We start from the raw sequence: 24,265 nt of genomic DNA on the forward strand, positions 1-24,265 counted from the left end.
ACGCGTTCTTCAACCGCGATGCCGCTCGTGGCGCCAAAGCGCGACCGCGACACGCCGAGCCTCATAGGTCTGCCGAAGGGTCGTTCCGAGCCCGCCCTGGCCTTCCGGCGAAAAGGCGTAAATCAGCACCCCGTCCGGCCCATAGTTCCGTTGCATCTCGGCTCGCCAGAGGCTGTCAGCGGCAGCGAGAGCTGACTCGGTCAGAGCGAGGCGGACGACGTCCGGCGCAGGTGCTTGATGAGCGTTCATCTCAACCAACGTGCTGATCATGCGGAAGGTCCGTATCGACACCACCGGTGGCATTCGCCATCTTGAGCGTATGTCCGACCAGCGCGGCCAAACCTGCGAGCGGCAGAGGACGCCAGCCCCGCGAAAGGGTTTGGCTCCGCACGCTCGATCTCTCGCCCGCGGTCGCCGCTCTGTCGCACGCTGTGCGCTGATCATGTTCACGCTCACGAGCGGCCACGCGGTCGCCGGGCCAGCCAAGGCGCCTGAAGCTGCGCTGCCTCAAGACGCCAGTCGCCTCGACCAGGCCGCACGGATGATTGTCCGCGTGACCCTCATCGGCCGGAACTGCGCGCCGTTCTACGCTGTCGATCAGGCCCAGCTGCAGGAGATCGGAACCACGCTCTTCTCGCAGTCGCTCGACCGCTTCGGCCAGGATCGGCTGCTGAAGGCTATGAATGTCGCCGAGACCGAAGACACGGCGGCGCTCCGCGAGAGCGGTGCCGCGTTCTGGTGCCCTCTCCAGCGGGCCTACCTGAACAGCCTGAGAATGCGAGGCCTGATCGGGCGACAGCGGTAAGGGTTCGGGCGATCCCAGCCGCTTCTTCAGGGCCTATCCGCCGCCCAGATCTCGGCGGCACCGCCTTCAGACGCCACGAACCCCTGCCTCGCGCAGCACCCCATAGAACCGGCCCGGGTCGAACATCGCCTTCGCCTGCTGCAGGCCGATGGGGCTCGGCCGCCCAGGCTGGGCGAGCTGCATCCCGCCGCCCTTCTGCCCCTGCTTCTGCTGGCCTGCCGCCGCGGCTTTTAGGGCGTTGCCGATCTGGGCGTACTGGTTGCTCGGCTGCTGGGGCTGGGCCACCGGGTCCGACGAGAACCCAACCGGATCCGGCGCGAGCGTCGTCGGCTGAGCGGACAGCGAGGCGACGCCCGGCATGGGCGACGACTGCCCCGGCACGGCTGACCCCTGGCCGACGATCCCGTTCAAGCTGAAGCCGCCGCGCTGCGCCGTCGACCCCATCGAGCCTCCGCGCGAGGCTGCCAGCGCCGGCAAGGCTCCTCCGCCGCCGCCGAAGCTGTTCGCATAAGCCTGCGTGGTCGCCAGGCGGGCCGCGTTCTCCCCGCCAGGGCGGTTGTAGCCCGCGAACTTCCACGCATCCGCCATCAGGCGGTTGGCCTCCTCGGGGCTCCTGGCGTTCTGCAGGGCCTGCGTGAGCTGCGGGTTCTCCTGCAGCAGGAAATTGGCCTGCGCCACCACCGGGTCGGCCGCACCTCGGGTGAACGCCCGCATGTTGGCGAGCCGATCAGCGCGCCACGACAGGATCCCGCCCGAGGTGCCGGCCTGACCGCTCTCACTCGGGTCCGACCATGATCCGGTGATGTTCGAGGGGCTATAGCGGCTCTCGTGCTGAGCGTAGGCCGCGACGGCACCGAGGCCGTTCGGGTTCGTGAGACCGCCCTGCTGCAGCGTCGAGATGAACCGGCTCCGGATGTCGCCCTGATCCGGGGTCGCGGCCGCGGCACTGTTCGGCCCCAGCGCGCTCATGGCTGCCGCGGCGAGGCTCTGTGCCTGTGGCTGCACAACGCCCGTCGGGGCGCCGGTCGGCGGGGTCGGCGGGTTGTAGCCGGTGAAGCCCGGAGGCGTGGCCGACGGCGCGTCTTGGCCGACACCGTTCTGTGCCTGTGCCTGGGCGAGCTGCTGCGCCTGGGCCTGCTGCAGAAGCCAGTCCTGGATGGACGGGCTCAGTCCAAGATCGCCGCCCGCGAGAGAGGGCATGCCGCCGTAACCACCATCACTCATCCGAAATGCCCCTCAGTTGCGAAATCCGGCCCGCTGACGGCGTTCGAGGGTTTGCGACGCGCCTAGCTGCGGATCGGCCGGACGGCCTCTGCAGGCCGCTTCTGCGCCTATCGACAGATCGAAGGGGCGAGGCCACATTCTCAGGCATGCGCCGCACGGCCGAGATCCTGACCACCCTCGTCCTGTTCGCCGTCGTGATGTCGGCGCTTGGGTGGGCAGCAAATGCGGCCGCTCCTTCCATCCAGGGGTGGATGCTCGACCATCTCGGCCAAGGTGGGTTCTGGGCGTTCTTCGTGGCACTCTGGATCACGGCCGGCGTGCTCCTCTACCGCGAGAAGGCTGGCAGGGCGGCCGGGAAGTAGGGCCGCGCCCGCTCCGACTGAGACAGGAGCACTGCCTGCGCGCCGCGCCCTGCGGTGTTGCCGAGAGCCGCCGCCCGCTGCTGCATCGCCCCGCGCGCCTCGATGGCATTCAACAGGGTGTTCAGCCGGTCGCCCTGTGTCAGGGTCACGGCATCCGCAAGCTGGCGGTTTCGAGCGATGTCTGCGGCCTGCCCGGCGGCATTGATGCCGAACCGCGCCACCCGACCGCCCTGCGCAGCCAACCAGCCGGCAGGGCCGCCGATCGCGCCCGCGACCGTGCCGCCGATGTCGTTGCCGAGCGTCGTGCGCGGAGCCACCCGGTCGGCAGCCTGGGTCCGCTGTGCGGTCTGCGAACCCTCGACGATCCGACGGTTGGCCTGATCGAAGGCCGCTTCCCGGTTGACGGCCCCGACGATGCGGTCGACCGGCGCCTGCCCATGGACCTGTGCGAGGTTGGCGGTGTTCCACCCGCCCTCCCCCTGCAGCAGGTTCTGCATCGCCGTGAGATCGTTCCGACGGGTGCCGACGGCTTGGTCGATCGCCCCGCGGGTGCCGACCGCCATCGCGTCCCGCTCGCCCTGAGACATGCCGGCAAGGCGCGCCGCGAGGTCGGCAGGCGGCGTGGCGCCCTGCCCGCCCCGTAGAAGCTGGGACCCTGCCTCGACGGCCTCCATGCGCCGCGCAAGCGCCGACGACACGTCGTTGGCCGCACCGTAGCCCGGCACCTGGTCGCGCAAGGCCCGGTTGAGGTCGGCCACCGTGGCGCCGAGCCCGCCCTCTCGCTGCGCCACCGACCCGCGCGGCACGCCCAACGACTCCGCGCCGTGCTCCATCATGCCCGACAGGGCGACCTTGGCGTTCTGCAGGTTCTCCGCGCTGGTCTGCGGGATGGCGGCGCCCGTCAGCGGGTGCTCGGTCATCAGCATGCCGCGGGCCTGCATCAGGGCGGCGCGCTGCGGCCCCTCGGCGGTCCGGAGGCGGTCGGCGAGGTTCGCCAGCACATCCGTCGTGTCGATCGGGCCAGCGCCTCGCACGGCATCGCCGATGGCTTGGTTGGGGATCTGGCGCGCGGAGGCGAAGGCACTGGTGGCGGTCTGCGGGCTGACCGCTGGGCCGAACGCCCCGTTGATGTCGGTGGCGAGCCGATCCGTCATGCCGGCGGCGCGCGACACGATCGGCGCCGTCACCGCCTCCCGGGTCTCCGGCCGGACGGCGAGGCCCTGCGCCTGCCCCTGGAACGAGGGCGAGGCGTCGAGCAGCATCGCGTCGGATCCAAGTACGCCCATACGGGAACGGATCTGCGGTACGCCGCCCGAGTTGGCCGCATCCTCTGCCAAGACCCGCGTTGCGGCCGGGCTGAACCCGCTCGAAGGCCCCATGCGGGAGCCGATCATCTCGTAAAAATTCCGGATCCCAGCGCCGAGAGCAGCACCGGCAGCGGGGGCAGCGGCTCCGAGCGTGCCCCCAACTACAGCTCCGCGTCCGGCCGCATTGAGGTCCCCATTGCTTCGGACCGCTGCGTCTGCCGCGCCAAGCCCCGACCCCGACGCAGCCGAGTATACCGAGCGGGCGAGTAGACCTCCCGTGCCAGCCCCGAATGCGGCAGGCGCCGCTGCGATCAGGGGCGCGGTCCCGGCGATGCCGCCGGCCACCTCGCCCGCGGTGTTGGCGTAGGGGTGGGCGGCCTTCACATCGGCCCCGTACCGCTGCGCCTTCGCCACCTCGCTCCCGTAGTCCGTACCGCCCTGGTAGGACCGCAGGGCCGCGTCGGCGCGATCGATCCCGCCGAGGATGTACGGGCCCGCGATCGGGATCCCGTCGACAAAGCCACGGGCGGCGGCGTTCATGGCGCCAGCCTCGCGGCCGGTGTCCGTCCCGGTCTGGGCTGCCTTGTAGGCGGCGAACTCGGCCGGGTCGAAACCACCCGACGCAGGTGCGGCCGGCGCTCCGGTAGCCTGCTTGAACGCCTCGAACTCGGCCGGATCGAAGGTGACGCCGCCCGCCATCTACAGGCCCTCCTTGCGCATCTGCGCGAAGGCGTCGGCCTTCGACATGCCGCTATTCATCAGCGCCTGGAAGCGAGCCGCGGCACCGCCGCTGGACTGGCTTGGCTGCCCGATCCTCGGAGGGGTCGGCGCGTCCGGCAGGTAGACCGACCGGCCGGGGTCGACGCCGTAGGACGTGGCGAGGTTGCGATAGCGGTCGGCCACGCCCTCGGCGGTCTTGCGGGCGGTGCCGTACAGCTCGGACGCCTGATTGAGGAAATCGCGCCGCTGGGTGTCCGTCAGGAATTCGCCGTTCAGGGCCTTGTTGTAGGCGTTCGTCACCCGCTCGGGGATGCCAGCCGCGTTCTTGGCCGTCGCGTACTCGCCCTCGCGGACGACCGAGCCGGGGTCCAGCATCTTCATGTAACCGAAGATCAGCGAGATGTCGGAGGCCGGCGAGACGGAGCCGGGGTTCTCCTGCCGCTGCTTCGTGGCCGCGATCAGCCGGCCGTAGCCGTCGTGCACGTCTGCGAAGCTGCCGAGCTGCTTGGAGAACTCGCCTCGCAGCTTCGTCTCCGTGTCGTAGCCGTCGGGCTTGGCCGGCGGCACGGTCAAGAGCGGCCGGAGAGAGCCGCGCTCGTAGACGGTCTGCCCCGGACGCCCCTGGATCAGCGGCGGGCCATCGTTGAACGTGACCTTCCCGTTCGGGTCGGCCCAGGCTGCCCGCGTGTCGTTGTCGGGGATGCCGACCTTTCGGCGGGCCTCGATGTCGAGGAGCGGTGTCTGCTCTTTGTCGGTGGCGACGGCCTTCGCGTTCCGCTCCTTCACGGCCGGGTCGGCCTCGCCGCCGGGGATGAACTCCAGGCTCTGGCCGTCAGCCGCGATGCGGTAGCCACTTGGCGGGCCGGCGCTCGGGCCGAGCTTCTGCCAGGTCGACGGGTCCTGATCTGGACGCCCGAGGAACACGTTGCCGCCGACCGTGAACTGCTGCGGGTCCTTGTTGATCTGCGCCAGGAGCGACGGGTTGAGCGTGCCGGCCTCGACGGCGGCCGGAGATAGCCCCTTGCTCCGCAGGAACGCGCGCGTCGCCTGCTGGCCCTGGATGTCCTGCTGCAGCTTGTACTGCTCGAGGAGCGACTTCACCGACCCCGTCTGGCTCTGCTGGTAGCCCTGGAGGCCTGCCGCGATGCCTGGGCCGAAGCCCCGGTTCGACATGAGGCCGATGCCGACGTTCAGCAGCAGGTTGCCGATCGCAGGGTTGTTCAGGCCCTGGGCGAAGCGCTCGAGGAAGTTGCCGCCCTGCGAGGCGCCACCCGCCGACGGCATCTGACCGCCGCCATTCGCGGGGCCGCCCATACCGGGGGCCTGCATCAACTTTGGCGAGCCCGAGACGGGCTGACCCGTCAGAGGGTCGAAGCTGTTGACGGGCTGCAGGTTGCTCGATGCCGGGTTGCCGGTGTCGGCCGCCGTCACCCCTGGCGCCGGAGCGACGTTCGAGCTGCCGGTCGGCCGGCGCGCGGGCGACAGGGAGCCCGTCGCCGTGGGGGCAGCCAGCAGGTCGGCATCAGACGGCCGCGAGGGCGGCAGCGGCACGTTGCGGGCGCCGTAGGGGTCCGCCGAGCCGGTGAACCCGTTGGGGCCGCCACCGAAGCCGCTCCGGTCATACAGCAGCCGGTCGACCGGCGAGCCGCCGAGCGCCGCGAGATCCTGCGGACCGGCCTGAGCGCGTTCGAGCGCCTGCACCTGAGCCTCGCCCATCGCTACCGACGGCTGGCGCTTATCGACGGAGCCGACGCCATGGCCGGACGTGTCGTCGCCCGCACCACGGATCGGGAGCGGCTGCGGCGGGGTCGGGTTGAACCCCATCGTCGGGGTTGGCGTAGCCGCCTGCGGGTCGAACCCCTGCGGAGCCATCCGCAACTGCTCGAGAAGGCTCCCCAGATCGAAGCCGCCCAGGTCACCGAGGAAGGAAGGACCGCCGCTCATCCGCGTGCCCCTGTGTTCGAGAGATGGGAAAAGGCGCCGAGCATCAAGCCGAGCCCGCGGTGGAGATCAGGACGCCGTAGCGGCCAGCGAGGTCGGTCGCGTTCGCGTCGAGCTGCCCGAGGGCGCTGAACAGGCCACAGAGGTCCTGCACGGACCCGCCGGTTTCCAGGTTGCAGGCCGCCAAGCCGGCGACGCCCTGGATACCCCGGAGAAGGGTCGCCAGTTCGGTCCGGCAGGCCAACGTCTGCATTTCGTGCGCGGACAGACCCGACAGGTCGGTTGGCACGTCGCGATTGGCGAGAGACCCGGCTGCCTCAGCCATCAGGCAGCCCTCGCAATGGCGACGCTCGGCCGGCCGTCGGCGGCAACAGCCAGCGAGCGCGCTACATCGGCGGTGCCAACCGAACCGATGGAGCTAAAAGTGAGCGGGAAGCCGCCAAGCATCGAAGAGTCGACGGGCGAAGCGCTCCGTGCCGTGAATGCGGCTATCGACAGAGCTGCACGCCGCGACGCCCGCGATCTGGCAGACGCGCTGGACCGCGAACGTGCGCTGCGCATGGTACTGGAGGCCGTCATGACGAGCCTCCGACCGAAGGGACTTCGGCGGCGCCGGTTTCGCGAGCAAATCGCCAAACTGGAGCGAGGCAACTTTGGAGACGCGCCTCCGGAATACCTGCGCGACGCGCTTCTACGAGAAGCTGAGCGAGTGCTTCGTGCAGAGCGCTGACGCCGCCGATCACGAAGTCAGGGTTTGGGCCGCCACCATCCTGTAGATGCATGTCGTGCACGCACATCATGCGGCCACCGGCAAAACGACCGCCGGCGCAGCGGGCGTGGGCGAACGAGGCGGACCGTCTGTTCTGACGATGGAGCCGAGTGCCCGCCGGACCCACTCGCTGGCCGAAGCTCCCTCGCGCTCAGCTGCGGCGTCGATGGCGCGGCGTAGGTCTGCGTCGGTACGGACCGTGATCGTGTCGCAATAGATGAGCGGGCGCATGAACTGCCTCCATGGCGTTATAATACTATAACGCGCGAAGGCATAATGAGTAAGACGTCGAATAGTAGCTTCTAGTTGCTCCCGTCTCCCGGATTTTGTTGCGTATCTTTAGGGGTTGAGGGGCGAAGATTTTTTTCTGATCGAGTTCGTTTTTCACTGAAGGCTTTGATTGCCGACTCTCGCAGTCCTGCCGTCCTAGTTGGGATCGAGAGTCCGAGATCGCGTAGGATCCCTTCAGCGATCAGGTCGCCTCGCCGCAAGAGCGCCATGTGCTCCTCGTCAGACCGCCCAGCTGGCTGATCTGGGGGGAGTGCATCCATACCGAGCAAGTTCCGGCTCAGACGTTCAAGGCTTTGTTTTATGCACCAGAGCGTTTCATAATCATCAACCCATCTTTTCCCGGATGCGAGCTGATTGAATTTAAAAGACGCGGCGAAGGCTCGCATGACATTATGTGAGCTTAGATCTTCTCCAATAAATGCATCCAAAAGCTGATCAGTCTGAAAGCTTTTTTCCAGCCGAAGCTCAACCTCCTGCGCGAGGGATCGCCCGCTCTCACCGGCAGCTTTTTCGAGCGCCTGCCGAAGACCGATCGTCGTCCGCGCCATAAGCGGAACCCGCTTCCCCTCACCGTCTGGTGTCGCTCGCTTCGGCATAGCGTGCCGTCTCTCCAATGAATGAGCGATACGCCTATCATTCACTGGGTTGACAGACAAGCGAGGTCTGTCCGATAACCTCTGAGCGCATGATCCGCGCATCGCTCAGAGGTGTCGGGATGAATGAAGCTCTACGAAAGGCGCTGGCAGAGGAGCGCGGCGTGGACGTTCCCGACCTCGCGATCGCTCTCGGTGTGTCGAAGCACCTGCTCTATCGGGCGATCAAAGCTGGAGAGATCCGTGCGTCCCGCATCGGTCAGCGCGTGACGGTGCCTCCGCACGTCGCCCGCGAACTGCTCTGCCTGCCGGCGACCCAAGTCGCGGCCTGACCCCGCAATCGGCGGGGCGCTCCCCCGCTGGCCGGATCCATCCGCGCCGTGCCGGCCGGCGCATCCATCAGGAACAGCAGTCCATGAACGGAAGAACCCGCGCGTCGCGGGTGGCAACGGCGGGCTCTCGGAATGTCGTCTTGGCGGTCGACACCGAGGTACTTGCCCCAGCTACCCCCGATTTTCAAGTCGCTACCCTCGTCAGACGCTTTGGTTTGAGCCCCGCCGTCGCTGCTGCGACTGCAGCTCTGGCTTTCGGTGCTCCTGAGACCTGGAGGACCGCGCGATGACGGCTCTCCACGACACTACGCGCGCCGGAAACGGCGCGCCCCCCGCTCTAGCGTTCGAGGCTGCGGCGGAAGCCGCAGAGATCGCCCGCACCTACAGCGAGACAGCCGCTGCCTTCGCCATGATCGGCGATCGGCGCGGGCTGGCCTACGCCCTCCGGTGCGCCAGCGCGGCACTCCTTACTGCGAGCCAAGCCGTCGAGACCATGCGCCCGGCAGATGGGGGTGCCCGATGACGGTTGTCCTGCAATTTCCCCGGTTCCGGGCCTACCGGCCCAAGCCCGACGCCGTGCGGCTGGCGTTCGATTTCAACGAGTGGTGTGCCGAGCTGCGGGCAAGCGGCAAGCTGGCGCGGCGGATCCACTGCGCCTCGCTTGAGGAAGCCCGCACCGAGGTTGCACGCCAGGAGGCCGCCGGCCTGCGGCGGCTCCCCGACGCGCCCATGCCGGAGCCGATCGGCGAGGAGGACATCGCCTGATGTCCGACAGCGCCCCCGTCCCCGTTCCGGTCCCGCCGGAGCTGTTTGCAATCCTACGGGCGGACCTCCGGTACTTTGAGCGCCGGCCCAGGCGCCGGCATCGTCTGCGCCTCGCGGGTGTCTGCGAGATCGAGGAGGCCCACCGCAAGGTGGGACTCGTCCTGCCGCCCGCGGGTGTGCGCGTCTACTGCGCGATCCACCGCCTCTCCCCGGGCAGCGTCCACCGCGCGATCGGCTTCGCCATCGACGTGGGCGAGGTGGACTTCGACGAGAAAACCGCCGCGCGGGCCTATGCCCGGCTCAATCCGCAGGACGTGACCACGCGCCCTGCCGACGCGGACCTCTGGCACGCCGTGCCTTCGCCGAGAGCTTACGGAGGCGCAGCATGACGGCACACGCTCTTCCTAACCCGACCGAGCTGCGCCTTGCTCTTCGCTCCCGCGGCTTTCACCCGGTTCCGATTTCGGGGCCGACCATGAACGTCAACTCGGCCGGCAAGCGCCCGATCATGCCGGCCTGGGAGCGTCGATGCCTCGACGCCTCGCCGGAGGAGATAGCTCGCTGGGGCACCCTCTACCCCGAGAGCACCAATACCGGCCTGCTGTGCGGGCATCTGGTCGGCGTCGATATCGACGTTCTGCAACCCGCGCTCACGGACGCCATCGCTGATCGCGCGCGCCGCATTCTCGGACCGACGCCGCTGGAGCGGATCGGTCGCGAGCCCAAGCTACTCCTCGGCTACCGGCTCGCGGTTCCGGCCGACAAGATCCAGACGGCCGCGCTCCACTTCACCGACGACCCGCAGGAGAAGCCAACCAAGGTAGAGGTGCTGCTGCGGGGCCAGCAATTTGTGGCGTTCGGCATTCATCCCGAGACCGCCGCACCCTATCGCTGGCCCGACGCCTCGCCGCTTACGGTCGACTTCGCCGACCTTCCCGAGACCACTGAGGATGCCCTGCGGCTGTTCGTGGCCGAGGCGGAGGTGATCCTGCGCGAGGCTGGTGCGGCCACCAAGCGTGAGCGCAGGCAGACCGAGCGCGCCCGCGAGACCAAAGGCCGCCGCGCGGGCGGGTTCGGGCTCAATGAGAAGCCAAACCGCGAGACCATCGCCGACGCGCTGCGCAGCATCCCGAACGATTTCGACTATGACGGGTGGATCCGGATTGGGTTCGCTCTCTACGACGGCCTGGGGGAGGCCGGCCGCGACCTCTGGGAGGACTGGTCCGCGACCTCCCCGAACGATGACGCGGCGTTCACATCGCGGAAGTGGTCGAGCTTCGCCGGCGGCCGGTCCGTGAAGATCGCCACCCTGTTCTGGCACGCTGCCGAGAACGGATGGCGTCGGCCTGGCGCTGGCCGATCCGGTGCGCCGAAGCGCGATCGTGCTGAGCGCCGCGCTGGCGCCGACCCGGAAGCCGAGATCAGCGGGGAGGACGACGGTCGCCCCGTCGTGCGGTTCGTCGCTGGCAAGGTGCCGGAGGCGGTCGACCGCATGGAGGCGCTACTGCTGGCGTCCCCCGTCGAGATCTACTCTCGAGCCGGCGCGCTCGTGCGGCCCGTGATCGACGCGGTGCCCGCGGCCAAGGGCCGGATGACAACGGTGGCGCGTATGTGCCCCCTCACCACCGTCAGCCTCGCAGACATGGCAGCCAGAACCATGCGGTTTCAGAGGTACGACGGCCGCGCCGAAGACTGGCTGGACATCAACCCGCCCGTCGAGATGACGGCGACGCTCCTGGCCCGCGAGGGGCAATGGCGGGTGCCGGCGGTTGCGGGTATCATCACCACGCCGACGCTGCGCCCCGATGGCTCGCTGCTGACGGTCGCAGGCTACGACTTGGCGACACGGCTCTACCTTGCCCTGGATCCCGGCTTCACCATGCCGAAGCTGACGGAGCGGCCCGATAAGCGCGAGGCCGCTGAAGCGCTGGGCTTCATCGAGACTCTGTTGGCCGGCTTCCCCTTCGTTGGGCCAGTTGACCGCGCAGTTGCGCTATCGGGGGTCCTCACGGCTCTGGTCCGCGGCGTCCTGCCGACGGCACCGCTGCACGCGATCCGCGCCTTTACCCCCGGTTCGGGGAAAAGCTACTTGGTCGACCTCGCTGCCGTCATCGCGACCGGCCGGCGCTGCCCGGTGATCGCCGCCGGCAAGACCGAGGAGGAGACCGAAAAGCGCCTGGGCGCGCTCCTGCGCGATGCGGTGCCGGTCGTGTCGATCGACAACGTGAATGGCGAGCTGGGCGGCGACATGCTCTGCCAGCTCACGGAACGCCCGCTCGTGCGGGTCCGCATCCTCGGCAAGTCCGAGGCTCCCGAGCTGGAATGCCGGTCGACCACCTTCGCCACCGGCAACAACCTGGTGCTCACAGGCGACATGACCCGGCGCGCTCTGGTCTGCTCCCTCGATGCTGAGGTGGATCGCCCCGAGCTGCGGGACTTCGACTTTGACCCCATCGCGACGGTGCTGGCTGACCGTGGGGCCTACGTCGCCGCGGCTCTGACCGTGATCCGTGCCTATCGCGTGGCAGGCTCGCCGTCCGTCTGCGGGGCCATCGGCTCCTATGAGGACTGGTCCGACATGGTGCGCTCGCCCCTCGTCTGGCTTGGCCATGCGGACCCGGTGGCGAGCATGGAGACGGCCCGCGAAGAGGATCCGGAGCTGTCCGCTATCCGCGAGCTGTTCGAGCACTGGCGGTCTCATCTGCGCCTATCGAGCGGGTACACCACCAACACCATCATCCGGACGGCCTGCGATCGGGATGCGGGCAGCCACTTCGCCGGTCCCGGCGATTTCAAGCTGGCCGAGTTCCGCGACCTGTTGCTACGGCAGGCCGGTGACGGCGGGGCAGTGAACAGCCGCCGCCTCGGCAAATGGCTGTCCCGGATCAAGGGCCGTGTGGTCGACGGCCACCGGATCGAGATGAAGGCTGACGCGAGCAACGGCAACCGCTTCTCGCTCTGCCAAGTCAGCGTCCCCGAGTACCCCGCAGGCAGCCCGGTCGCAGCCGACTACCGCGCCTCTTCGGCACCGGAGTTCTGATGCGCGCGACGAAAATAGGGGTTTGCGGGGTTTCAGGGGTTTGTTTCATCCCAACGCGGCAAACTGTCAGTTCACCTCGTCCGGGCACACGCTCGGATGCGCAGGCGAGCGCACGTGACAGTTCACGGGTAGCGGCTGAAACGGACCCCTTAAACCCCGCAAACCCCTATCGTCGGTGGGAGTGGGGCCCGTTTAGCCCTGACATCGATGAGACCGAGCCCCGCGCCCGGCTCCCGGGCCTGTGCGCTTTCGTCCCCCTCTCGGGTGGTCACACGGAGTGGCGGTGGAAAGCCGCAGCCGAGGCTCAGCATGTCAAATCAGATGCCTACGCTCTCCGCACCCGCTTCGGCTGCCTGTTTCACGGTGGCTCCGTTCCGAAGCGCCAGAGCTATCGCGGTCGACGTGGTGTCGACGGCAAGTGCCCGATCCTCTCCGTGATCGTAGGGGCTGTTTTTACCCGAGCCCAGCCTTGCGTGGAAGTTGTCTGGGAAGCTCCTGTCCATCCGCATCCTCAGCATATTCGTGGCGGCATGATAGTCATCTTCGAAATTCCTGGCCTTTGTCGCGGGTTCTCCAACGTAAACGCCCGCCTCTTTCTCTTTAGCCATGGCACTGCTTCTTCGCTCATATTCGCTGCCCAGAAAGAATTGTATAATCTTGGAGATCAGGCGATTGATGATGTTCATTGGGGTATTCCAAGTGGGCAGCGCTGGACGCGCCCTGTCGTAGAAGACAACGCATCCCGACGGGCTTCGAACCCCGAGGCGCTGTCATCCCCTGCCGAGCTGCGAGCCCGCCTCTGTTCTCTGAACCAGACGGCCCGGCTTCTGATCGGGACGCGCGGCGCTGAGTTTTGTCACTGGCTCGCCAAGGCCGAGACAGACCCCGCCGCGCTCGAACCCGCCTACCGCGCCTTCAATGCGCTGGCCGCCACCGCCCGCCGCCAGATCCCGGCCAGCTACGCCGCTCTCACCCGCCCAGCCTGAAAGGAGCCACCATGTCGAACGTCATCACCCTGCCGAGCCGCGCGAAGGCCGCCGCGTTGGCGACGCACTACGAGACGGTCGCCACATACGGGGAGACGGGCCCCGTCTCCATCGCGCTTCTCCGGCGCCTCGACGCGTCGGCTGGCCTGATCCACGTGGCCCTGCTCGGCGTGCTGCAAGGCGTCGAGATCATTGCCAGTCTGCCCGACAACGATCAGGGCCGGGCCATCGCTGATTTCGTAGGGCCGGCTGCCCTGCGCGCCGTGGAGCTGTCGGAAGTCGAGTTCGCCGTCACCGCGGAGGCCTGCTGATGTCCGCCTCGCGCGTGCGCGCCTGAGAGTGGGAGATCTTGGCATCAAGCCGGGGCGCTCAGACCTTGGTTTCGCGCTTCACAACCGCGTCCTCGTCGGTGCCCTTCTGCGTCAAGCCGACATCAGGGCCTTCCAGCGGGTCTGAGGGTGCTTTGGGACTGATCGGAGGAATGGACCGTTGCACGGTACCCACTCGAGCCCAGCGCTCAGCATCGTACTCCGTGTCTGCGAGATCCTGCGTGTTCGCGTTCGTCGGCTCGTCGGGCATCGGGAGACCTCCGTACCGTAGAGCAACACCGTGAGCAGCTGCGCGGGTCCGAGCGCCGCACCGCTAACGAGCCGGCCGCGTGCGGGGTGGGAGAGGCGCTGGTGTGATCTGCTTTGACTCCACGCACGAAAACGGCGGGGCTCACACCCCGCCGCTGATCGCCTCGCCTATTCTGGCGCCGCCTGAAGCTGTGACCAAGCTCGGGGGGCTCAAAGGCCCATCAGCACCCCCGCAGAGCCCGTTACTGTCATGGCAAGGCCGCCCACGAAGGCGCCGATCATTGCGTAAGAAAAGATCTTCAAGGCCATGCTGGGCAATTCTTTCGTGCGGCGCGGGGCTGTGTGTCAGCCCCTGCGGAGCCGTCTGATAAGAACATGCCCTATCGCCAGGGTTTGTGCAGTGCGAGGGGCACGTTGCATTGCGGAACCATTCGGCGGAGGTTCAGCGATGACGACCATCGAGGTCGCCGACGCCCTGCTGCGCATCGTCGTGACGGGTGAGCGCGAGCGTAGCGCCGCCGCGAACCCCGGATGGGCGTGGGGATGCCGCAAACCGACCGTCTGGCGCCAGCCGCTACCGCCCCCTCGACGCACGGGGCCACCCCTATTTGCCGTCGTAGAGCGATGTGCTCGGCCGACCGGCGCCTCAGCACGCCGGGACGAATGCCCCGGCGCGGCAGTGTTCTTTAGCGGCAGATGCGCCGCGGGCCGACCGGGGTCCGACGCACGAAGCAGTGCGGACCAGGCTGGAAGCCACGGGCGATCGGGCGGCAGCGGCCGAGAGGGCCACGAGCGAAGCCCGGACCACAGCCCATAGCTACGGTGGTGACGTGGGCAGTGCCCGCGAGGGCCCCCGCACCGATCGGCGCAAGAGGTGCAGCGCTGGCTGCGGATGCGAGGCCGAGACCGCCAACGAGAGCGGCTGTGGCGGCGAGCATCTTCAGGTGCGCCATGGTCAGACCTCCTGTGGTTGAGCCGCGGGCCGCAGAAAACGACCAGCGGGCGTGCGCTGGTGCCACGGAAAGGGTGAATGAGACGTCACCCCGACCCTCTGGCGAGCTCGCCGAAGAGGGCTCGGACAATGCCACGCAAAGGTTGTCGATCCTTAACGTGACCACGTTACCACGTGTCAGCGTTGTGCTAGAAGGATCCTGCTCCGGACCTAATGGTTACAGGCCCATGGAAGCGAGGCGTGCTCGGTGATGCAGAAGGGGAATGGTCAGTTCGCACCAGGCCAAAGCGGCAACCCAGCGGGGCGGCCCAAGGGTTCGCGCAATCGCGCCACCGTCGCCTTGGAGAAGATCCTGGACGGTGACGCTGAGAGCATCCTGCGCAAGGCCGTCCAGCTCGCCCGGGACGGCGATCCTGTCGCACTCCGCCTCTGCCTCGACCGTCTGATCCCGCCCCGGAAGGATCGCCCGATCACCTTCGCGCTGCCGCCGATCGAGACGACCGACGATCTGCCGAAGGCCACGGGTGCCATCGTGGCCGCGGTCGCCACCGGCGAGCTGACGCCTTCTGAGGCGGCCGAGATCTCCAAGACCCTCGACGTGCATGTGCGGGCGATCGAGGCGACCGAGCTGCACCGACGCATGGCCGCACTGGAGGCGCGAGGACGATGAACCTGAAAGCGCTCGAAGCTCGCCTCGTCCGCCTTGAGACGAAGCATGGGGCCGGTCAGTTCGACCACTTGACCTACGAGGAGGTCGAACGGGCCTTGTTTGATCGTCTGCACCGGATGGCCGACGCGGCCGGCGGCATCGACGAGCTGATGGCCGAGTGGGACGCCGAGACCGACCCGGAGCACTCTGCCCTGATCGCGCAGATCCGGTCCCACGAGTGCGACGTCCGCGCGAGCTACCTGGAGATGGAGGGGCGCCTGTGTCCACGACCCTGAAGGCCCGCATGGTGCGGCTGGAGAACTGCTACCCCGACCTGAAGCCTGGTCCGGAGCGCATGAGCGACGAGGAGCTGGATGGCGTGATTGGCGTGCTGCGGCAGCTCGAAGCCGGCGAGACCGTTGATCCAACCCGGCTGGATTGGGCGACGGCCATCATGCAAAGGGAGCAGATGCTGTCATGAGGACCGGGCCCGCGGTCGGCTACGGCGTGCTGTGCCTCGTCGGCCCGGAACTGACGGCTGAGGAGTGGGAGGCTCGGTTCGTCACCGAGCATTGAGTGCGGCGTCATTTGTGAGCAGAGGCACGATCAGCAACGATTGCGCTTGGGTAGTAAAAACGAATTCAGCCCGTAGATGGAAATCGGCTATCAATCGAGAATGTTAGCTGTCACTGTCTTTGTGACGCTAGAATGCTACAACAAGCCGGATCCGCAACGGCAGGAGTTGAAATATTTTCCAAGTGGATGTGTTCCAAATGGCTTTCTCTTGAAACGAAGAAAGATATTTTCAGCGATTGGAGTCCTATGGTGCCGCGAAGTGTTCTCTTAGCGTCAAGTGTGTTGGGCTTGATGATCAGTTATATAGGTCCCTCCACTGCTATTGCCGCGTCGTGTTCGGAAATTGTCGAGGGAGGTCGACTTGGGCCGCCCGATTGGGCAAGTAGCTGGCCTTATGGAGATGCTTGTTACATCGATTTTCCAGGCGGTTATGCAAAAGAGCGTGAATTTTATGGATCAAAATGTCGTGCATTGGACGGGTTTGTTCATTTTTCGCCCGATCATGGTTCGGGAAAAAATACATGTGTTTATCGTCCAACGGCGCCGAAAACTGAAATCATTCCGACGCCTGGTCCCCGGCGTACCCCTGACATTCAATCTCAACCGCCGGCGTACGATCCGCCGCCACTAAGCAATTCTCCAACGAAGGTCGACTGCAGTTTGAATAAACAGGCTTCAGAAGACAAAATTAGAAAATATAACAATGCTTCTGCGGCCGGAGACTACAGGATAGTAACTATAGTTGCCGAAGAGTTAATGAGTGAATTGTCTAGATCTCCGACGCAGTGCAATGAAAGTATCAAGCCTGCGCTCGTAAAACTCAATTGCATGAAAAGCGTTAGCGAAACTCTATTGGCGACCGAAGATTTTGAAGTTGCAATTGCTGGAGTGGCAGTGAAAAATTTTTGCTCTGACAAGTACACTAACGCACATGTAGAAAAAGCGAAACAAAAAATAGATTATCATATGTCAAAAACTAGCTCGTCGGCGAGAAATAAACCGAACTCAATCATAAAAGATCCAAACAAGAAAAATGATGAGTATTATGCTGCGTACGCACACACTTTGAGTACGCAATACTATGGTATATCTTGGTGGGCAAAATCTGAGAAAGAAGCCGCAGATGAGGCTTTGAAAATGTGTCGATCTAGTTATGAAAATTCCGTTTCGGCCTCAAAGAGGAAAGACAATTGCTATCTGATACATACCGTGTTTCAGGGGTGCATTTCTTTCGCTATTTCTCGTAGCGGAAGATGGGGGTCCGGAGCAGGAAAAGACGGCTGGGTATCAAATCAGGTAGCAAGAGAAGCTTGTAACGCATACGGCTGCGAAGTCGAAAATCAAAGGAAGGTTTGTTCGTTTGGGTCAGACTCTACTTTGATTGTTGATGGAACGCCGACCTCAAAAAAATCGGGCATAGTTTTCGAATAAATACTCAGCATGCTGAACCAACCTTCGCCACTCCTGATGGCGAAGGGCATCTATGGCACGAAGTCCATGTCGCTGCACGCAGACCCCCTGCCCGAGTCACCCTTGAAGGCGTTGGCTCGACGGATGTACCCGAACACCGGTTGCGGATCCCTGTGGCCACTCTGGTCCATGATGCGGGCGAGATCGGCGCCCTGGGCACAGTGAGAGTGACGTCAACCTGTTGAGGGCTACAAAACGCTATTGAAGGCGCTTCGGCGACGGGGGGCAAGGCCCATGGGTAAGAGCGACATCGACAGGGACATCGCCATCCACGAAGAGATGCTCAAGCCCTTCAAGGGGCAGTTCTACCTTGAGCTTCCGCCCGATCCCCGCGTCATTGATCCGGCTCGTATTCGGGCGCTTCGAGAGCGGATCCTCTCGCCGTACAGCTACACGTGGCGAGACAGGGAGGCGAATTTTGAGATTGCCGAAGCAATTTTTGGGGCTCGAAGAGAAAGCAAACCCAGCAACGTCGTGTATCTAATCCCCTACAAGGTAGTGCGTGATGAGCATGGCTGCTCGCCGCTCCCATTCCAATCCGGCCCGGAGTTTAAGCTCTACCATTACGTGACCGTCGCCATCTCGACCCTGCCAGACTACCTTCAATCGATCGGTCCGGCCACGGGCCTGTTAGAGAAGTTGTTCCCTGGGTTCGGCTACGATTACCAGTGTCGGGTGGGGTACCAGAGGCTGCGCCTCGCCAAGGAGGATGACCTTGGGCCGTGGATCGAGTCTGATTACCAGCCCAAGATGCTCGTGGCAGCTGTGTTGGAGCGATTGGAACGGTACCCCGAACAAGTCCCGCAATGGCGGCGTCTTTGACCATACTTCATAAGAACCCGTTCCCTGAGCCGCTCTGGAAGGTGTTGGTCCTCCCGAAGCGTTCGGCATGTGCGCGAGGTCGGGCGAGCTCTCATGGTATGGCCGTCTAGCGACAGCGTTACTAGTCTGGTTGACCTTAGTCATCGTAATTGCCGAACGGAGTTTAATGAATAGATGCCGTTCGCAATTTTATTTATATAAAGACCAATAGCATCCCAGAAGACATCGTGTTATTAATAAATATCAGCCTCACGGCATCAGTTATCTTTCGCTGCGATCGTCCGACTGTTTTGCGGACGAGTTTTGCCGGATAAGCAATTTACCGTGCTTCCGTCAAATAATTGATATGGATCTGACTCCTGCTAGGGTCTTCCGGAACCGGAAGACAACCCATGCGCCTCGCCCTTTTCCTCGCGGCCTCCGTCGCCTGCCTCGCCACGACTCCTGCCGCCCTGGCGCAGTCCCCTTGGTCCCCCCTCAGGTACAAGGCGCCAGATGGTTACGTCTGGGACGCTCGCGGGGGTGTGTGGCGCAGTCCGCGCCCGGTCTTAGACAAAAGCACCGGGCGCTGGGAGTACCTAACGCGGCAGCCTTCCTCGACCGCGTGCTGCGATAAGACAGGGCTGTCATTCCCGATGGGCTCTGTGAACGAGGTCATTGGGGAGGCGGCACCCGCCCAACGGAAGCGCGCAGAGAGCAAGCCCCGCCAGAGCCTGCGCGCCAAGCTCAGGGAGCGCCTCGCGCGCGAGGTCGACGATACCGATTTTCAGATCGCCAGGGTTCGAGGGATGGAGGGCGTGCCCGAGGAGGCGAAGGCGGCCGTTATACGGGACTTGGAGAGAAAGCGTGCCGGGCGCGGTGGAGGGCGGCCCTCGGACGACGCCGATACGAGCGGGGGTTCGGCTACCAGCCTATACGGGCGCTTGGCCGGTCAGAGCGCGGATGAACTTGAGGGCACCGCCCGCAATCGACGCCACGATCCCTCAAGCGACATGACCTTCAGCGACGTGATGGGCGTTGTGGGCGGCGGGCTGGCAGCCGGTGCCGCCATTGGCAACAGCGTCCGCCAGGGACAGAGCTACCGTTCGGGGCCAGCCCCCGTGAGGACTCAGGTCCGCAGGGCGGCGCCTCCCGTCTACTCCGGGGGCGACAGGCCCACCCGCCAAAGCGACATCTCCGGCACCGGACAATAAGGAACTAGCCATGAAGCGCCACGCACTCCGTCTTCCCGTCGCTCTTGCGGTCGCCATCACCGCGCCCATCCTTTTCGGGGCGTGGTTCGCCGCGGAGACCCCCGAGTATAAGGACACCGCCACCCAGCAGGGCGGCGATTTCGGACGCGCACCGGCGACACGCGGTCCCGTCGGGCTAGTGATCACCAAGAACACGAACATGTCTGTCGAGAACCTGGAGGAGAACGTCCGACGAGGCGAGACCGTAATCATTAAGAACGGCGCCATGCTAGAGGATCTTGATCCAGTCTACATGCACGCTAGACTGCTGGCGGTCCTGAAGTCGAGGTATCCCAACGTGCGCCTTGTACCGACGGTGGCGGCCTCCGTCAGGTCGGGCAACGCCCTGACCGTGGAGACAGACGTCCGGACCGTTTTGGGAAAAGTCACCGGCCAGACGACCACTGTGGCCATTACTCTCGTCTTCAAGGACGCGAAGGGCCGCACGACCGGAAAGATCTCGGGACAGGGACAGGAGACGCTGGGCTACCCAGCGATGACCTACAAGCTTCAGGAAGCGGCTGACGGCGCTCTGGCGCAGGTTGCTGCTAAGCTCTAGGCATCTGCCTCATGGTCCGACATGCTTTCAGCGCCTCGACTTTCTGCGATCTATTGCGGGCGAACGACAGGGCATTGTGTGGTTGAAAGCCTGATTTCGGACAGCGCCGCTGCGGCGGTGCGGGGCACCGTCAGAGCGGCGCCTGCCCAAGCTTAACTATTCATTTACTACGTTTCGAAATCCTGCAACCGGAAGTTGAGGGGGCGAAGCGATGGTTGGCATTGTTCTCTGTTGTTGCGCGAGCCTGATCGCGGTCGCGGTCCTAGCGATCGTGCTTCAAGCTGAGACGGGCGTCCCAACGCTGGAGTGGGAGGACGCCGCGAAGGCCGCGACTATCTGATCGGCAAGAGCGGCGTCCCCAGAAGCCGGAAGGATGAGGGTCGCCGAGCTCCACCGGAGTCGTCTTTCGAGGGGACTTGAAGGCGTCGGCGCGTCAGATGTACCCGAGCACCGTGTGCGGATCGTCGAAGCCCAACGGGGTCGCGCTCGCAGTCCGTTAGCGCGCCTCGCTTCCTTGAGCGCTCCCGTTGCGTCTTGGATCTCGAGACGAACGCCCATGGGCCGTGGTGCCAGATTACCCAGCGTATCCGTCGTGCGAGACCCTCTCGCTAACGATCGCCATCTGTGCACGTTGCCACGTGGTAACGTTGTCATTCACCTCGGTTTAAGGCGTCGAAGTCGCGCCCATGCTGGCGCAGCACCATCCGAAGCCCTTCGATGTAGAGGTCGTGCGGCTTGCAGTCGGTGGCAGCCGCGATTTCCCGCAGTGCCTTGAACACCTTCGGGTGCGCATAGATCGAGGCGTGGGGCTTCTCGTATCGGACCCGGCGCTTGTACCCTTCTGGCCCAACCGGCTCGCTGACCATCGGTTCGTCTACCACGTTACCACGCGGTCGCGTTTCCACGTTGTCACGTTGCAACGCGACCGCGTCGTCACGTTGGCCCGTGATAGCGGGGTCGCGTGGTGCATCAACTGCAGGCGAAGGCGCCTGTGCGGCGAGCCGGGCTAGCTGGTCGTTAATGGAAGGGCGGGGTTTTTTGCTCATGCCTTCGCGCCTCCGAGCTGCGCCTTAATCCATTGCCAGAGCAGGCGAACCTCGACGGCGGCCTTACCCTTGGGAGCCAGTTCCGTGACGCCCTGCCCTGTCGTCATTGAGTCGAGGAAGTCCGAGCGCGTCGCGACCATCGATGGCGCCAGAGCCCCTGTGCTGACGAGGGCAGTCGCCGCATCGAGCGTTCGGGCCTGGGTCGTGGGGTTGCACTGGTTGAGCACGAAGGCGAACGGCCGCCCCAGGAGCCGCAGTTGCTCGACCGTCGGCCGCGCCGCCTCGACGTCCAGGATTGATGGCTTCACCGGCAGGAGGCAGAGGCTGGCCTCCCGTAGCACCAAGGCCACGTCAGGTCCGAAGCGGCCGGGCGTGTCGACGATCACGAGGGAGATCGCACCGGCATTCCGGATCTTGCCGAGCGTGCCGGCGAAGGCGGAAGGCTCAACCCGCTGTATGTCCAGGCCGATGGCCTCGCGCCGCTGCCCCCATCCTGCGAGCGACGCCTGCTGATCCGTGTCGAGGGCCGCGACGGTCTCACCATCCTGCATAGCCGCGACGGCGAGTGAGGCGGCGAGGGTGCTTTTGCCGGAACCACCTTTCTGTGTGGTCAGAGCCAGGACGCGCATCACAGGCCTGCCATCCCAGCGGGGTTCTGCTTGAAGAGCTGCCCTGACCGGATGTAGCCGCTCGTCGTGTCGAAGCGCTTGTGCCGGAGCTGTCGCTGGATCGCGTGACCGGGCGCGTCGTTCGCCGCGGCCGACGTCGCGAGCCCGGATCGGAGCGAGTGTCCGGCATAGGCCGCCGCGAACTGCCGCGCCTCCTCCGGCGAGTACCCGTCCGCGAGTGCCGCGGCCTCGACGGTGCGCTGTACGATCCGCGCGACAGCGCGATCGGTCACCGCCTCAGTGCCGATATGCCCATGCCTGTCGATCGGTCGAAAGGCCGGCCCCTCGGTCAGGTGGGCTGCATTAATCCACGCGCGATAGCTGCGCACCGGGCACGTCTCCATGTTCGAGCCATAGGGCACGCCTATCTCGGCGCCCTCCCCCGATTGATCGGTCTTGCTACGAGCGAGATGTACAACCAGACCGTCGGGCCGCTCCTCGACCCAAGCCGCACCATCTCTGCGAGCGACCTCCAGGCCGACTAGCTCGGATCGGCGCAGCGCGGCTGCGAAGCCGATTAGGATCAGCGCTCGATCCCGTCGGCCGGGTAGGGTGTCCGGCAGGATCGCGACGGCGCGCCGGAGATCCACCGTCATCAGGGGACGCTTCTTCACCGCCGGCTGACCGTGTGCCCGCTTAATGCCTCGCCACGTATCGCGGAACGCCGAGGAGGAGGTTTCCAGATCGAACCCCGCAGCGGCGTGCTGCTCGCGGATCGCAGCGAGACGACGTTGTAACGTGACAACTTTCAACGTGGTGGCGTGGTCGATGAGGTAGGCCAGCACAGCGGCCGGGGTTGCCGGCAGAGACGGTTCACCCCTCGCCGCGCACCAGGTCGCGAAGGCTCGCACGTCCGAGGCATAGGCCCGGCGCGTGTTCGCGGCCCGCGATTGATCCGCGTACTGGCGCGCCTGGTCGGCGAACGCCTGCAGCCCAGTTTGCGAGGGAAGGGCGACTTCGGTGCTCAAGGCTGAGGATCCTCAGCTAGTGGCTCGCCCTCATCGATCGCCGTGACGATCTGTTTCCGCACGAGCTTCAGCGCGGCTTGCACCGGGTCGGCCCAATCGGGGCGCTTGGCCTTCTCGAGAGCGTCGGCTGGCACGACGACGAAGAACCGGGTCCGGCCCCTCGAACGAGCATGCCAGAAGCCGCGCACCTCGACGCCATCCGCCACCGGCCGCGCCTTGACGATGAAATCCTGCCCGGCGTGCGAGAAGGCGAGGCGAGGCGGCGTCGATGGCATGCGTGAGTCTGGTGTCCGATAATCTCTTCTTATCGGACCTTAGCTCGGAACGCAGGAACTGGCAACGGGATCGCGCTACCACGTTGTAACGTGGTCACGTGACAAGGTCGATGGTGCTCCAGATTGTAGCGATGCTTGGCGCTGCGCCTCCGCTGACCGAAGCTGAGCTTGGGAGCGGAGCCGAGTTGACCGCAGCGTTCCCCGCGGCCGTGGCCACCATCACCGCTCCCGTCAGGAGCGAACATGGAACAGTACACCTCTGTCCTACCGTCCGACGCGACCGGCGAGGCTGACTTCCGCTCGATCTCGGCCAAGGCCATTCCGAACCACGAGAGGCTGAAGCTGTCGCCGCTCGACCCTGGGCCGGCGCCGATGCTGACCTGGGTCGAGACGCACCTACTGGTGGTCGATGACAGCTACCAGCGCGCGATGGGCAGCCTCGCGTGGCGCCACATCATCGCGATCGCCGACAACTTCGACTGGTCGAAGTTCACCCCGGTGATCGTCGCCCCGGTTGAGGGCGGCTTCTACGCCATAATCGACGGGCAGCACCGGACCACGGCCGCCTTCCTACACAACATCAAGAAAGTGCCTTGCTGCATCGTACAGGCGGACCGGGCCAAGCAGGCGGCGGCGTTCGCGGCGATCAACTCCAAGATCACGCGGTTTTACCAGAACAACATCTTCCATGCCGAGCTACAGGCCGGAAGTACCTTCGCGAAGCGAGTGGCGGAGGTGGCCGAGCGCGCGGGCGTGAAGATCCCGCGCAACAAGCTCTCGAAGAAGGACTCGCCGCCGAACGCCATCAATGCTGTGTCCTCGTTGAGAGCTGTCATCACGACCTATGGCGACGAAGTCACGATCTCGGCGCTCCAGTGCGTGACCGAGACTGGCGACAGCAATCCACACATGCTGAAGGGCGTCCTCATACGGGCACTCGCCGAGGTCCTGTCTCAGCGCCCCTTATGGCGCGAGTCCGGAGACGCGCTGTTCCGAGCCTTCGATGACATCGACTACCAGGAGCAGATCGACCTCGCCCATCAGGATGCGCGGGTCGGCGTGAGCACCCCGTTGAGCGCTTTGATCCGCCGGCTCGGAGCTTGGCTCGATGAGCGCGCGCTGCCAATTACCTCGTCCAAGATGGCTGTCGCTGCCGAGTAGTTGGCAGGCCGGGCGAGCCGTGATGATATGGCCGCCCGGCCAGAGCCTTAGTCTTCGGGACGAGGCTCAATCGTTCGTGGGCTGTGTTTAAGCGTGGAATAAGGACCCCGTTTTTGGGGTGATCGGCGTCCAAACGGGACCCCAGGACAACTCATCCAGACTGCCTCTCGTGTT

The 24,265-nt window shown here is 65.4% G+C and carries 28 protein-coding genes; 16 read left to right on the forward strand and 12 right to left on the reverse strand.

What is annotated here, in order from left to right:
- Positions 1-9: 9 nt before the first annotated feature.
- Positions 10-270, reverse strand: coding sequence for a hypothetical protein (locus tag H288_RS0128475; RefSeq protein ID WP_245274582.1), 261 nt, complete (start codon positions 268-270; stop codon positions 10-12).
- A gap of 172 nt (positions 271-442) precedes the next feature.
- Between H288_RS0128475 and H288_RS0128480 the strand changes: the two genes are divergently transcribed.
- A complete protein-coding gene (locus H288_RS0128480) occupies positions 443-805 on the forward strand; it encodes a hypothetical protein (RefSeq protein ID WP_158684257.1) in 363 nt (120 codons plus the stop codon).
- Positions 806-871: 66 nt separating this feature from the next.
- Here the strand turns inward: H288_RS0128480 and H288_RS0128485 are convergent, their stop codons facing one another.
- Positions 872-2,029 (reverse strand): hypothetical protein, encoded by a 1,158-nt coding sequence (locus H288_RS0128485; protein ID WP_043713296.1) that lies wholly within the window; start codon positions 2,027-2,029, stop codon positions 872-874.
- Between the two features lie 146 nt (positions 2,030-2,175).
- On the opposite strand from H288_RS0128485, the gene H288_RS0128490 reads away from it, so the two are divergent.
- Positions 2,176-2,391 (forward strand): hypothetical protein, encoded by a 216-nt coding sequence (locus tag H288_RS0128490; protein ID WP_020095984.1) that lies wholly within the window; start codon positions 2,176-2,178, stop codon positions 2,389-2,391.
- On the opposite strand, the gene H288_RS35300 is transcribed toward H288_RS0128490, so the two are convergent.
- From H288_RS35300 to H288_RS0128505, 3 genes are read right to left on the reverse strand one after another with little or no spacing between them, the layout of a single operon-like run.
- Complete coding sequence (locus tag H288_RS35300) at positions 2,355-4,397, reverse strand: hypothetical protein (protein ID WP_020095985.1); 2,043 nt, start codon at positions 4,395-4,397, stop codon at positions 2,355-2,357. The genes H288_RS0128490 and H288_RS35300 overlap by 37 nt on opposite strands.
- Positions 4,398-6,362, reverse strand: a complete 1,965-nt coding sequence (locus H288_RS0128500; protein ID WP_026605370.1) for a hypothetical protein — start codon at positions 6,360-6,362, stop codon at positions 4,398-4,400.
- A 43-nt stretch (positions 6,363-6,405) separates the two neighbouring features.
- Positions 6,406-6,684 (reverse strand): hypothetical protein, encoded by a 279-nt coding sequence (locus H288_RS0128505; protein WP_020095986.1) that lies wholly within the window; start codon positions 6,682-6,684, stop codon positions 6,406-6,408.
- Positions 6,685-6,699: 15 nt separating this feature from the next.
- Here H288_RS0128505 and H288_RS35305 point away from each other — a divergent pair, with 15 nt between their 5' ends.
- Positions 6,700-7,089, forward strand: a complete 390-nt coding sequence (locus H288_RS35305; protein ID WP_158684258.1) for a hypothetical protein — start codon at positions 6,700-6,702, stop codon at positions 7,087-7,089.
- Positions 7,090-7,430: 341 nt separating this feature from the next.
- On the opposite strand, the gene H288_RS35310 is transcribed toward H288_RS35305, so the two are convergent.
- The gene (locus tag H288_RS35310; RefSeq protein WP_158684259.1) at positions 7,431-7,967 is read right to left on the reverse strand and encodes a TraY domain-containing protein; all 537 of its coding nucleotides are present in this window, start codon (positions 7,965-7,967) and stop codon (positions 7,431-7,433) included.
- Positions 7,968-8,176: 209 nt separating this feature from the next.
- Between H288_RS35310 and H288_RS34350 the strand changes: the two genes are divergently transcribed.
- The 4 genes from H288_RS34350 (at position 8,177) to H288_RS33605 (ending at position 12,149) form a co-directional block, all read left to right on the forward strand.
- Positions 8,177-8,344: a helix-turn-helix domain-containing protein gene (locus tag H288_RS34350; protein ID WP_020095988.1), complete on the forward strand. Its 168-nt coding sequence runs from the start codon at positions 8,177-8,179 to the stop codon at positions 8,342-8,344.
- Between the two features lie 519 nt (positions 8,345-8,863).
- Complete coding sequence (locus H288_RS0128525; RefSeq protein ID WP_020095990.1) at positions 8,864-9,109, forward strand: hypothetical protein; 246 nt, start codon at positions 8,864-8,866, stop codon at positions 9,107-9,109.
- A complete protein-coding gene (locus H288_RS0128530; RefSeq protein WP_020095991.1) occupies positions 9,109-9,498 on the forward strand; it encodes a hypothetical protein in 390 nt (129 codons plus the stop codon). The genes H288_RS0128525 and H288_RS0128530 overlap by 1 nt, the downstream gene beginning before the upstream one ends.
- On the forward strand, positions 9,495-12,149 hold the full coding sequence (locus H288_RS33605; RefSeq protein WP_081636563.1) for a PriCT-2 domain-containing protein: 2,655 nt from the start codon (positions 9,495-9,497) through the stop codon (positions 12,147-12,149). The genes H288_RS0128530 and H288_RS33605 overlap by 4 nt, the downstream gene beginning before the upstream one ends.
- A gap of 317 nt (positions 12,150-12,466) precedes the next feature.
- Here the strand turns inward: H288_RS33605 and H288_RS34355 are convergent, their stop codons facing one another.
- Complete coding sequence (locus H288_RS34355) at positions 12,467-12,835, reverse strand: hypothetical protein (protein ID WP_081636564.1); 369 nt, start codon at positions 12,833-12,835, stop codon at positions 12,467-12,469.
- A gap of 311 nt (positions 12,836-13,146) precedes the next feature.
- Here H288_RS34355 and H288_RS0128540 point away from each other — a divergent pair, with 311 nt between their 5' ends.
- Complete coding sequence (locus H288_RS0128540) at positions 13,147-13,446, forward strand: hypothetical protein (protein ID WP_020095992.1); 300 nt, start codon at positions 13,147-13,149, stop codon at positions 13,444-13,446.
- 58 nt (positions 13,447-13,504) lie between these two features.
- Here H288_RS0128540 and H288_RS35315 read toward each other — a convergent pair whose 3' ends face one another.
- Positions 13,505-13,714, reverse strand: a complete 210-nt coding sequence (locus tag H288_RS35315; protein ID WP_158684260.1) for a hypothetical protein — start codon at positions 13,712-13,714, stop codon at positions 13,505-13,507.
- A gap of 1,201 nt (positions 13,715-14,915) precedes the next feature.
- Here H288_RS35315 and H288_RS0128550 point away from each other — a divergent pair.
- From H288_RS0128550 to H288_RS0128580, 7 genes are all read left to right on the forward strand, one after another.
- Positions 14,916-15,335, forward strand: a complete 420-nt coding sequence (locus tag H288_RS0128550; RefSeq protein WP_026605371.1) for a DUF5681 domain-containing protein — start codon at positions 14,916-14,918, stop codon at positions 15,333-15,335.
- Entirely contained in the window at positions 15,332-15,610 is a 279-nt protein-coding gene (locus H288_RS0128555; protein ID WP_020095995.1) for a hypothetical protein, read from the forward strand. Before H288_RS0128550 ends, H288_RS0128555 begins: the two co-directional genes overlap by 4 nt.
- Positions 15,595-15,795: a hypothetical protein gene (locus H288_RS0128560; RefSeq protein WP_020095996.1), complete on the forward strand. Its 201-nt coding sequence runs from the start codon at positions 15,595-15,597 to the stop codon at positions 15,793-15,795. The genes H288_RS0128555 and H288_RS0128560 overlap by 16 nt, the downstream gene beginning before the upstream one ends.
- A 227-nt stretch (positions 15,796-16,022) precedes the next feature.
- On the forward strand, positions 16,023-17,321 hold the full coding sequence (locus tag H288_RS34365; RefSeq protein ID WP_081636566.1) for a DUF4189 domain-containing protein: 1,299 nt from the start codon (positions 16,023-16,025) through the stop codon (positions 17,319-17,321).
- 273 nt (positions 17,322-17,594) lie between these two features.
- The gene (locus H288_RS0128570; RefSeq protein WP_020095998.1) at positions 17,595-18,182 is read left to right on the forward strand and encodes a hypothetical protein; all 588 of its coding nucleotides are present in this window, start codon (positions 17,595-17,597) and stop codon (positions 18,180-18,182) included.
- A gap of 644 nt (positions 18,183-18,826) precedes the next feature.
- On the forward strand, positions 18,827-19,375 hold the full coding sequence (locus H288_RS0128575; RefSeq protein WP_158684261.1) for a hypothetical protein: 549 nt from the start codon (positions 18,827-18,829) through the stop codon (positions 19,373-19,375).
- Positions 19,376-19,385: 10 nt separating this feature from the next.
- On the forward strand, positions 19,386-19,973 hold the full coding sequence (locus tag H288_RS0128580) for a hypothetical protein (RefSeq protein ID WP_020096000.1): 588 nt from the start codon (positions 19,386-19,388) through the stop codon (positions 19,971-19,973).
- A 650-nt stretch (positions 19,974-20,623) separates the two neighbouring features.
- On the opposite strand, the gene H288_RS35320 is transcribed toward H288_RS0128580, so the two are convergent.
- The 4 genes from H288_RS35320 to H288_RS32990 are packed head-to-tail and all read right to left on the reverse strand — an operon-like array spanning position 20,624 to position 22,930.
- Positions 20,624-21,019, reverse strand: a complete 396-nt coding sequence (locus tag H288_RS35320; RefSeq protein WP_158684262.1) for a hypothetical protein — start codon at positions 21,017-21,019, stop codon at positions 20,624-20,626.
- Positions 21,016-21,648: a ParA family protein gene (locus H288_RS0128595; protein WP_020096003.1), complete on the reverse strand. Its 633-nt coding sequence runs from the start codon at positions 21,646-21,648 to the stop codon at positions 21,016-21,018. The genes H288_RS35320 and H288_RS0128595 overlap by 4 nt, the downstream gene beginning before the upstream one ends.
- Positions 21,648-22,655, reverse strand: coding sequence for a tyrosine-type recombinase/integrase (locus tag H288_RS0128600; protein WP_020096004.1), 1,008 nt, complete (start codon positions 22,653-22,655; stop codon positions 21,648-21,650). Before H288_RS0128600 ends, H288_RS0128595 begins: the two co-directional genes overlap by 1 nt.
- The gene (locus tag H288_RS32990) at positions 22,652-22,930 is read right to left on the reverse strand and encodes a hypothetical protein (protein WP_020096005.1); all 279 of its coding nucleotides are present in this window, start codon (positions 22,928-22,930) and stop codon (positions 22,652-22,654) included. The genes H288_RS0128600 and H288_RS32990 overlap by 4 nt, the downstream gene beginning before the upstream one ends.
- 243 nt (positions 22,931-23,173) lie before the next feature.
- On the opposite strand from H288_RS32990, the gene H288_RS32995 reads away from it, so the two are divergent.
- Positions 23,174-24,091: a ParB N-terminal domain-containing protein gene (locus H288_RS32995; protein ID WP_020096006.1), complete on the forward strand. Its 918-nt coding sequence runs from the start codon at positions 23,174-23,176 to the stop codon at positions 24,089-24,091.
- Positions 24,092-24,265: the final 174 nt, after the last annotated feature.

The organism is Methylobacterium sp. 285MFTsu5.1, from assembly GCF_000383455.1.
GTDB lineage: Bacteria > Pseudomonadota > Alphaproteobacteria > Rhizobiales > Beijerinckiaceae > Methylobacterium.

What these genes read in the sequence shown, in the direction of transcription:
- H288_RS34355 (WP_081636564.1), bottom strand. Translation starts at nt 12,835, where the DNA reads ATGAACATCATCAATCGCCTGATCTCCAAGATTATACAATTCTTTCTG.
- H288_RS0128525 (WP_020095990.1), top strand. Translation starts at nt 8,864, where the DNA reads ATGACGGTTGTCCTGCAATTTCCCCGGTTCCGGGCCTACCGGCCCAAG.
- H288_RS0128475 (WP_245274582.1), bottom strand. Translation starts at nt 270, where the DNA reads ATGATCAGCACGTTGGTTGAGATGAACGCTCATCAAGCACCTGCGCCG.
- H288_RS0128505 (WP_020095986.1), bottom strand. Translation starts at nt 6,684, where the DNA reads ATGGCTGAGGCAGCCGGGTCTCTCGCCAATCGCGACGTGCCAACCGAC.
- H288_RS0128570 (WP_020095998.1), top strand. Translation starts at nt 17,595, where the DNA reads ATGGGTAAGAGCGACATCGACAGGGACATCGCCATCCACGAAGAGATG.
- H288_RS35310 (WP_158684259.1), bottom strand. Translation starts at nt 7,967, where the DNA reads ATGGCGCGGACGACGATCGGTCTTCGGCAGGCGCTCGAAAAAGCTGCC.
- H288_RS0128540 (WP_020095992.1), top strand. Translation starts at nt 13,147, where the DNA reads ATGTCGAACGTCATCACCCTGCCGAGCCGCGCGAAGGCCGCCGCGTTG.
- H288_RS35320 (WP_158684262.1), bottom strand. Translation starts at nt 21,019, where the DNA reads ATGAGCAAAAAACCCCGCCCTTCCATTAACGACCAGCTAGCCCGGCTC.
- H288_RS35300 (WP_020095985.1), bottom strand. Translation starts at nt 4,397, where the DNA reads ATGGCGGGCGGCGTCACCTTCGATCCGGCCGAGTTCGAGGCGTTCAAG.
- H288_RS0128485 (WP_043713296.1), bottom strand. Translation starts at nt 2,029, where the DNA reads ATGAGTGATGGTGGTTACGGCGGCATGCCCTCTCTCGCGGGCGGCGAT.
- H288_RS33605 (WP_081636563.1), top strand. Translation starts at nt 9,495, where the DNA reads ATGACGGCACACGCTCTTCCTAACCCGACCGAGCTGCGCCTTGCTCTT.
- H288_RS0128480 (WP_158684257.1), top strand. Translation starts at nt 443, where the DNA reads ATGTTCACGCTCACGAGCGGCCACGCGGTCGCCGGGCCAGCCAAGGCG.
- H288_RS34365 (WP_081636566.1), top strand. Translation starts at nt 16,023, where the DNA reads ATGCTACAACAAGCCGGATCCGCAACGGCAGGAGTTGAAATATTTTCC.
- H288_RS32990 (WP_020096005.1), bottom strand. Translation starts at nt 22,930, where the DNA reads ATGCCATCGACGCCGCCTCGCCTCGCCTTCTCGCACGCCGGGCAGGAT.
- H288_RS0128580 (WP_020096000.1), top strand. Translation starts at nt 19,386, where the DNA reads ATGAAGCGCCACGCACTCCGTCTTCCCGTCGCTCTTGCGGTCGCCATC.
- H288_RS0128500 (WP_026605370.1), bottom strand. Translation starts at nt 6,362, where the DNA reads ATGAGCGGCGGTCCTTCCTTCCTCGGTGACCTGGGCGGCTTCGATCTG.
- H288_RS35305 (WP_158684258.1), top strand. Translation starts at nt 6,700, where the DNA reads ATGGCGACGCTCGGCCGGCCGTCGGCGGCAACAGCCAGCGAGCGCGCT.
- H288_RS0128550 (WP_026605371.1), top strand. Translation starts at nt 14,916, where the DNA reads ATGCAGAAGGGGAATGGTCAGTTCGCACCAGGCCAAAGCGGCAACCCA.
- H288_RS32995 (WP_020096006.1), top strand. Translation starts at nt 23,174, where the DNA reads ATGGAACAGTACACCTCTGTCCTACCGTCCGACGCGACCGGCGAGGCT.
- H288_RS0128555 (WP_020095995.1), top strand. Translation starts at nt 15,332, where the DNA reads ATGAACCTGAAAGCGCTCGAAGCTCGCCTCGTCCGCCTTGAGACGAAG.
- H288_RS0128595 (WP_020096003.1), bottom strand. Translation starts at nt 21,648, where the DNA reads ATGCGCGTCCTGGCTCTGACCACACAGAAAGGTGGTTCCGGCAAAAGC.
- H288_RS0128490 (WP_020095984.1), top strand. Translation starts at nt 2,176, where the DNA reads ATGCGCCGCACGGCCGAGATCCTGACCACCCTCGTCCTGTTCGCCGTC.
- H288_RS0128530 (WP_020095991.1), top strand. Translation starts at nt 9,109, where the DNA reads ATGTCCGACAGCGCCCCCGTCCCCGTTCCGGTCCCGCCGGAGCTGTTT.
- H288_RS35315 (WP_158684260.1), bottom strand. Translation starts at nt 13,714, where the DNA reads ATGCCCGACGAGCCGACGAACGCGAACACGCAGGATCTCGCAGACACG.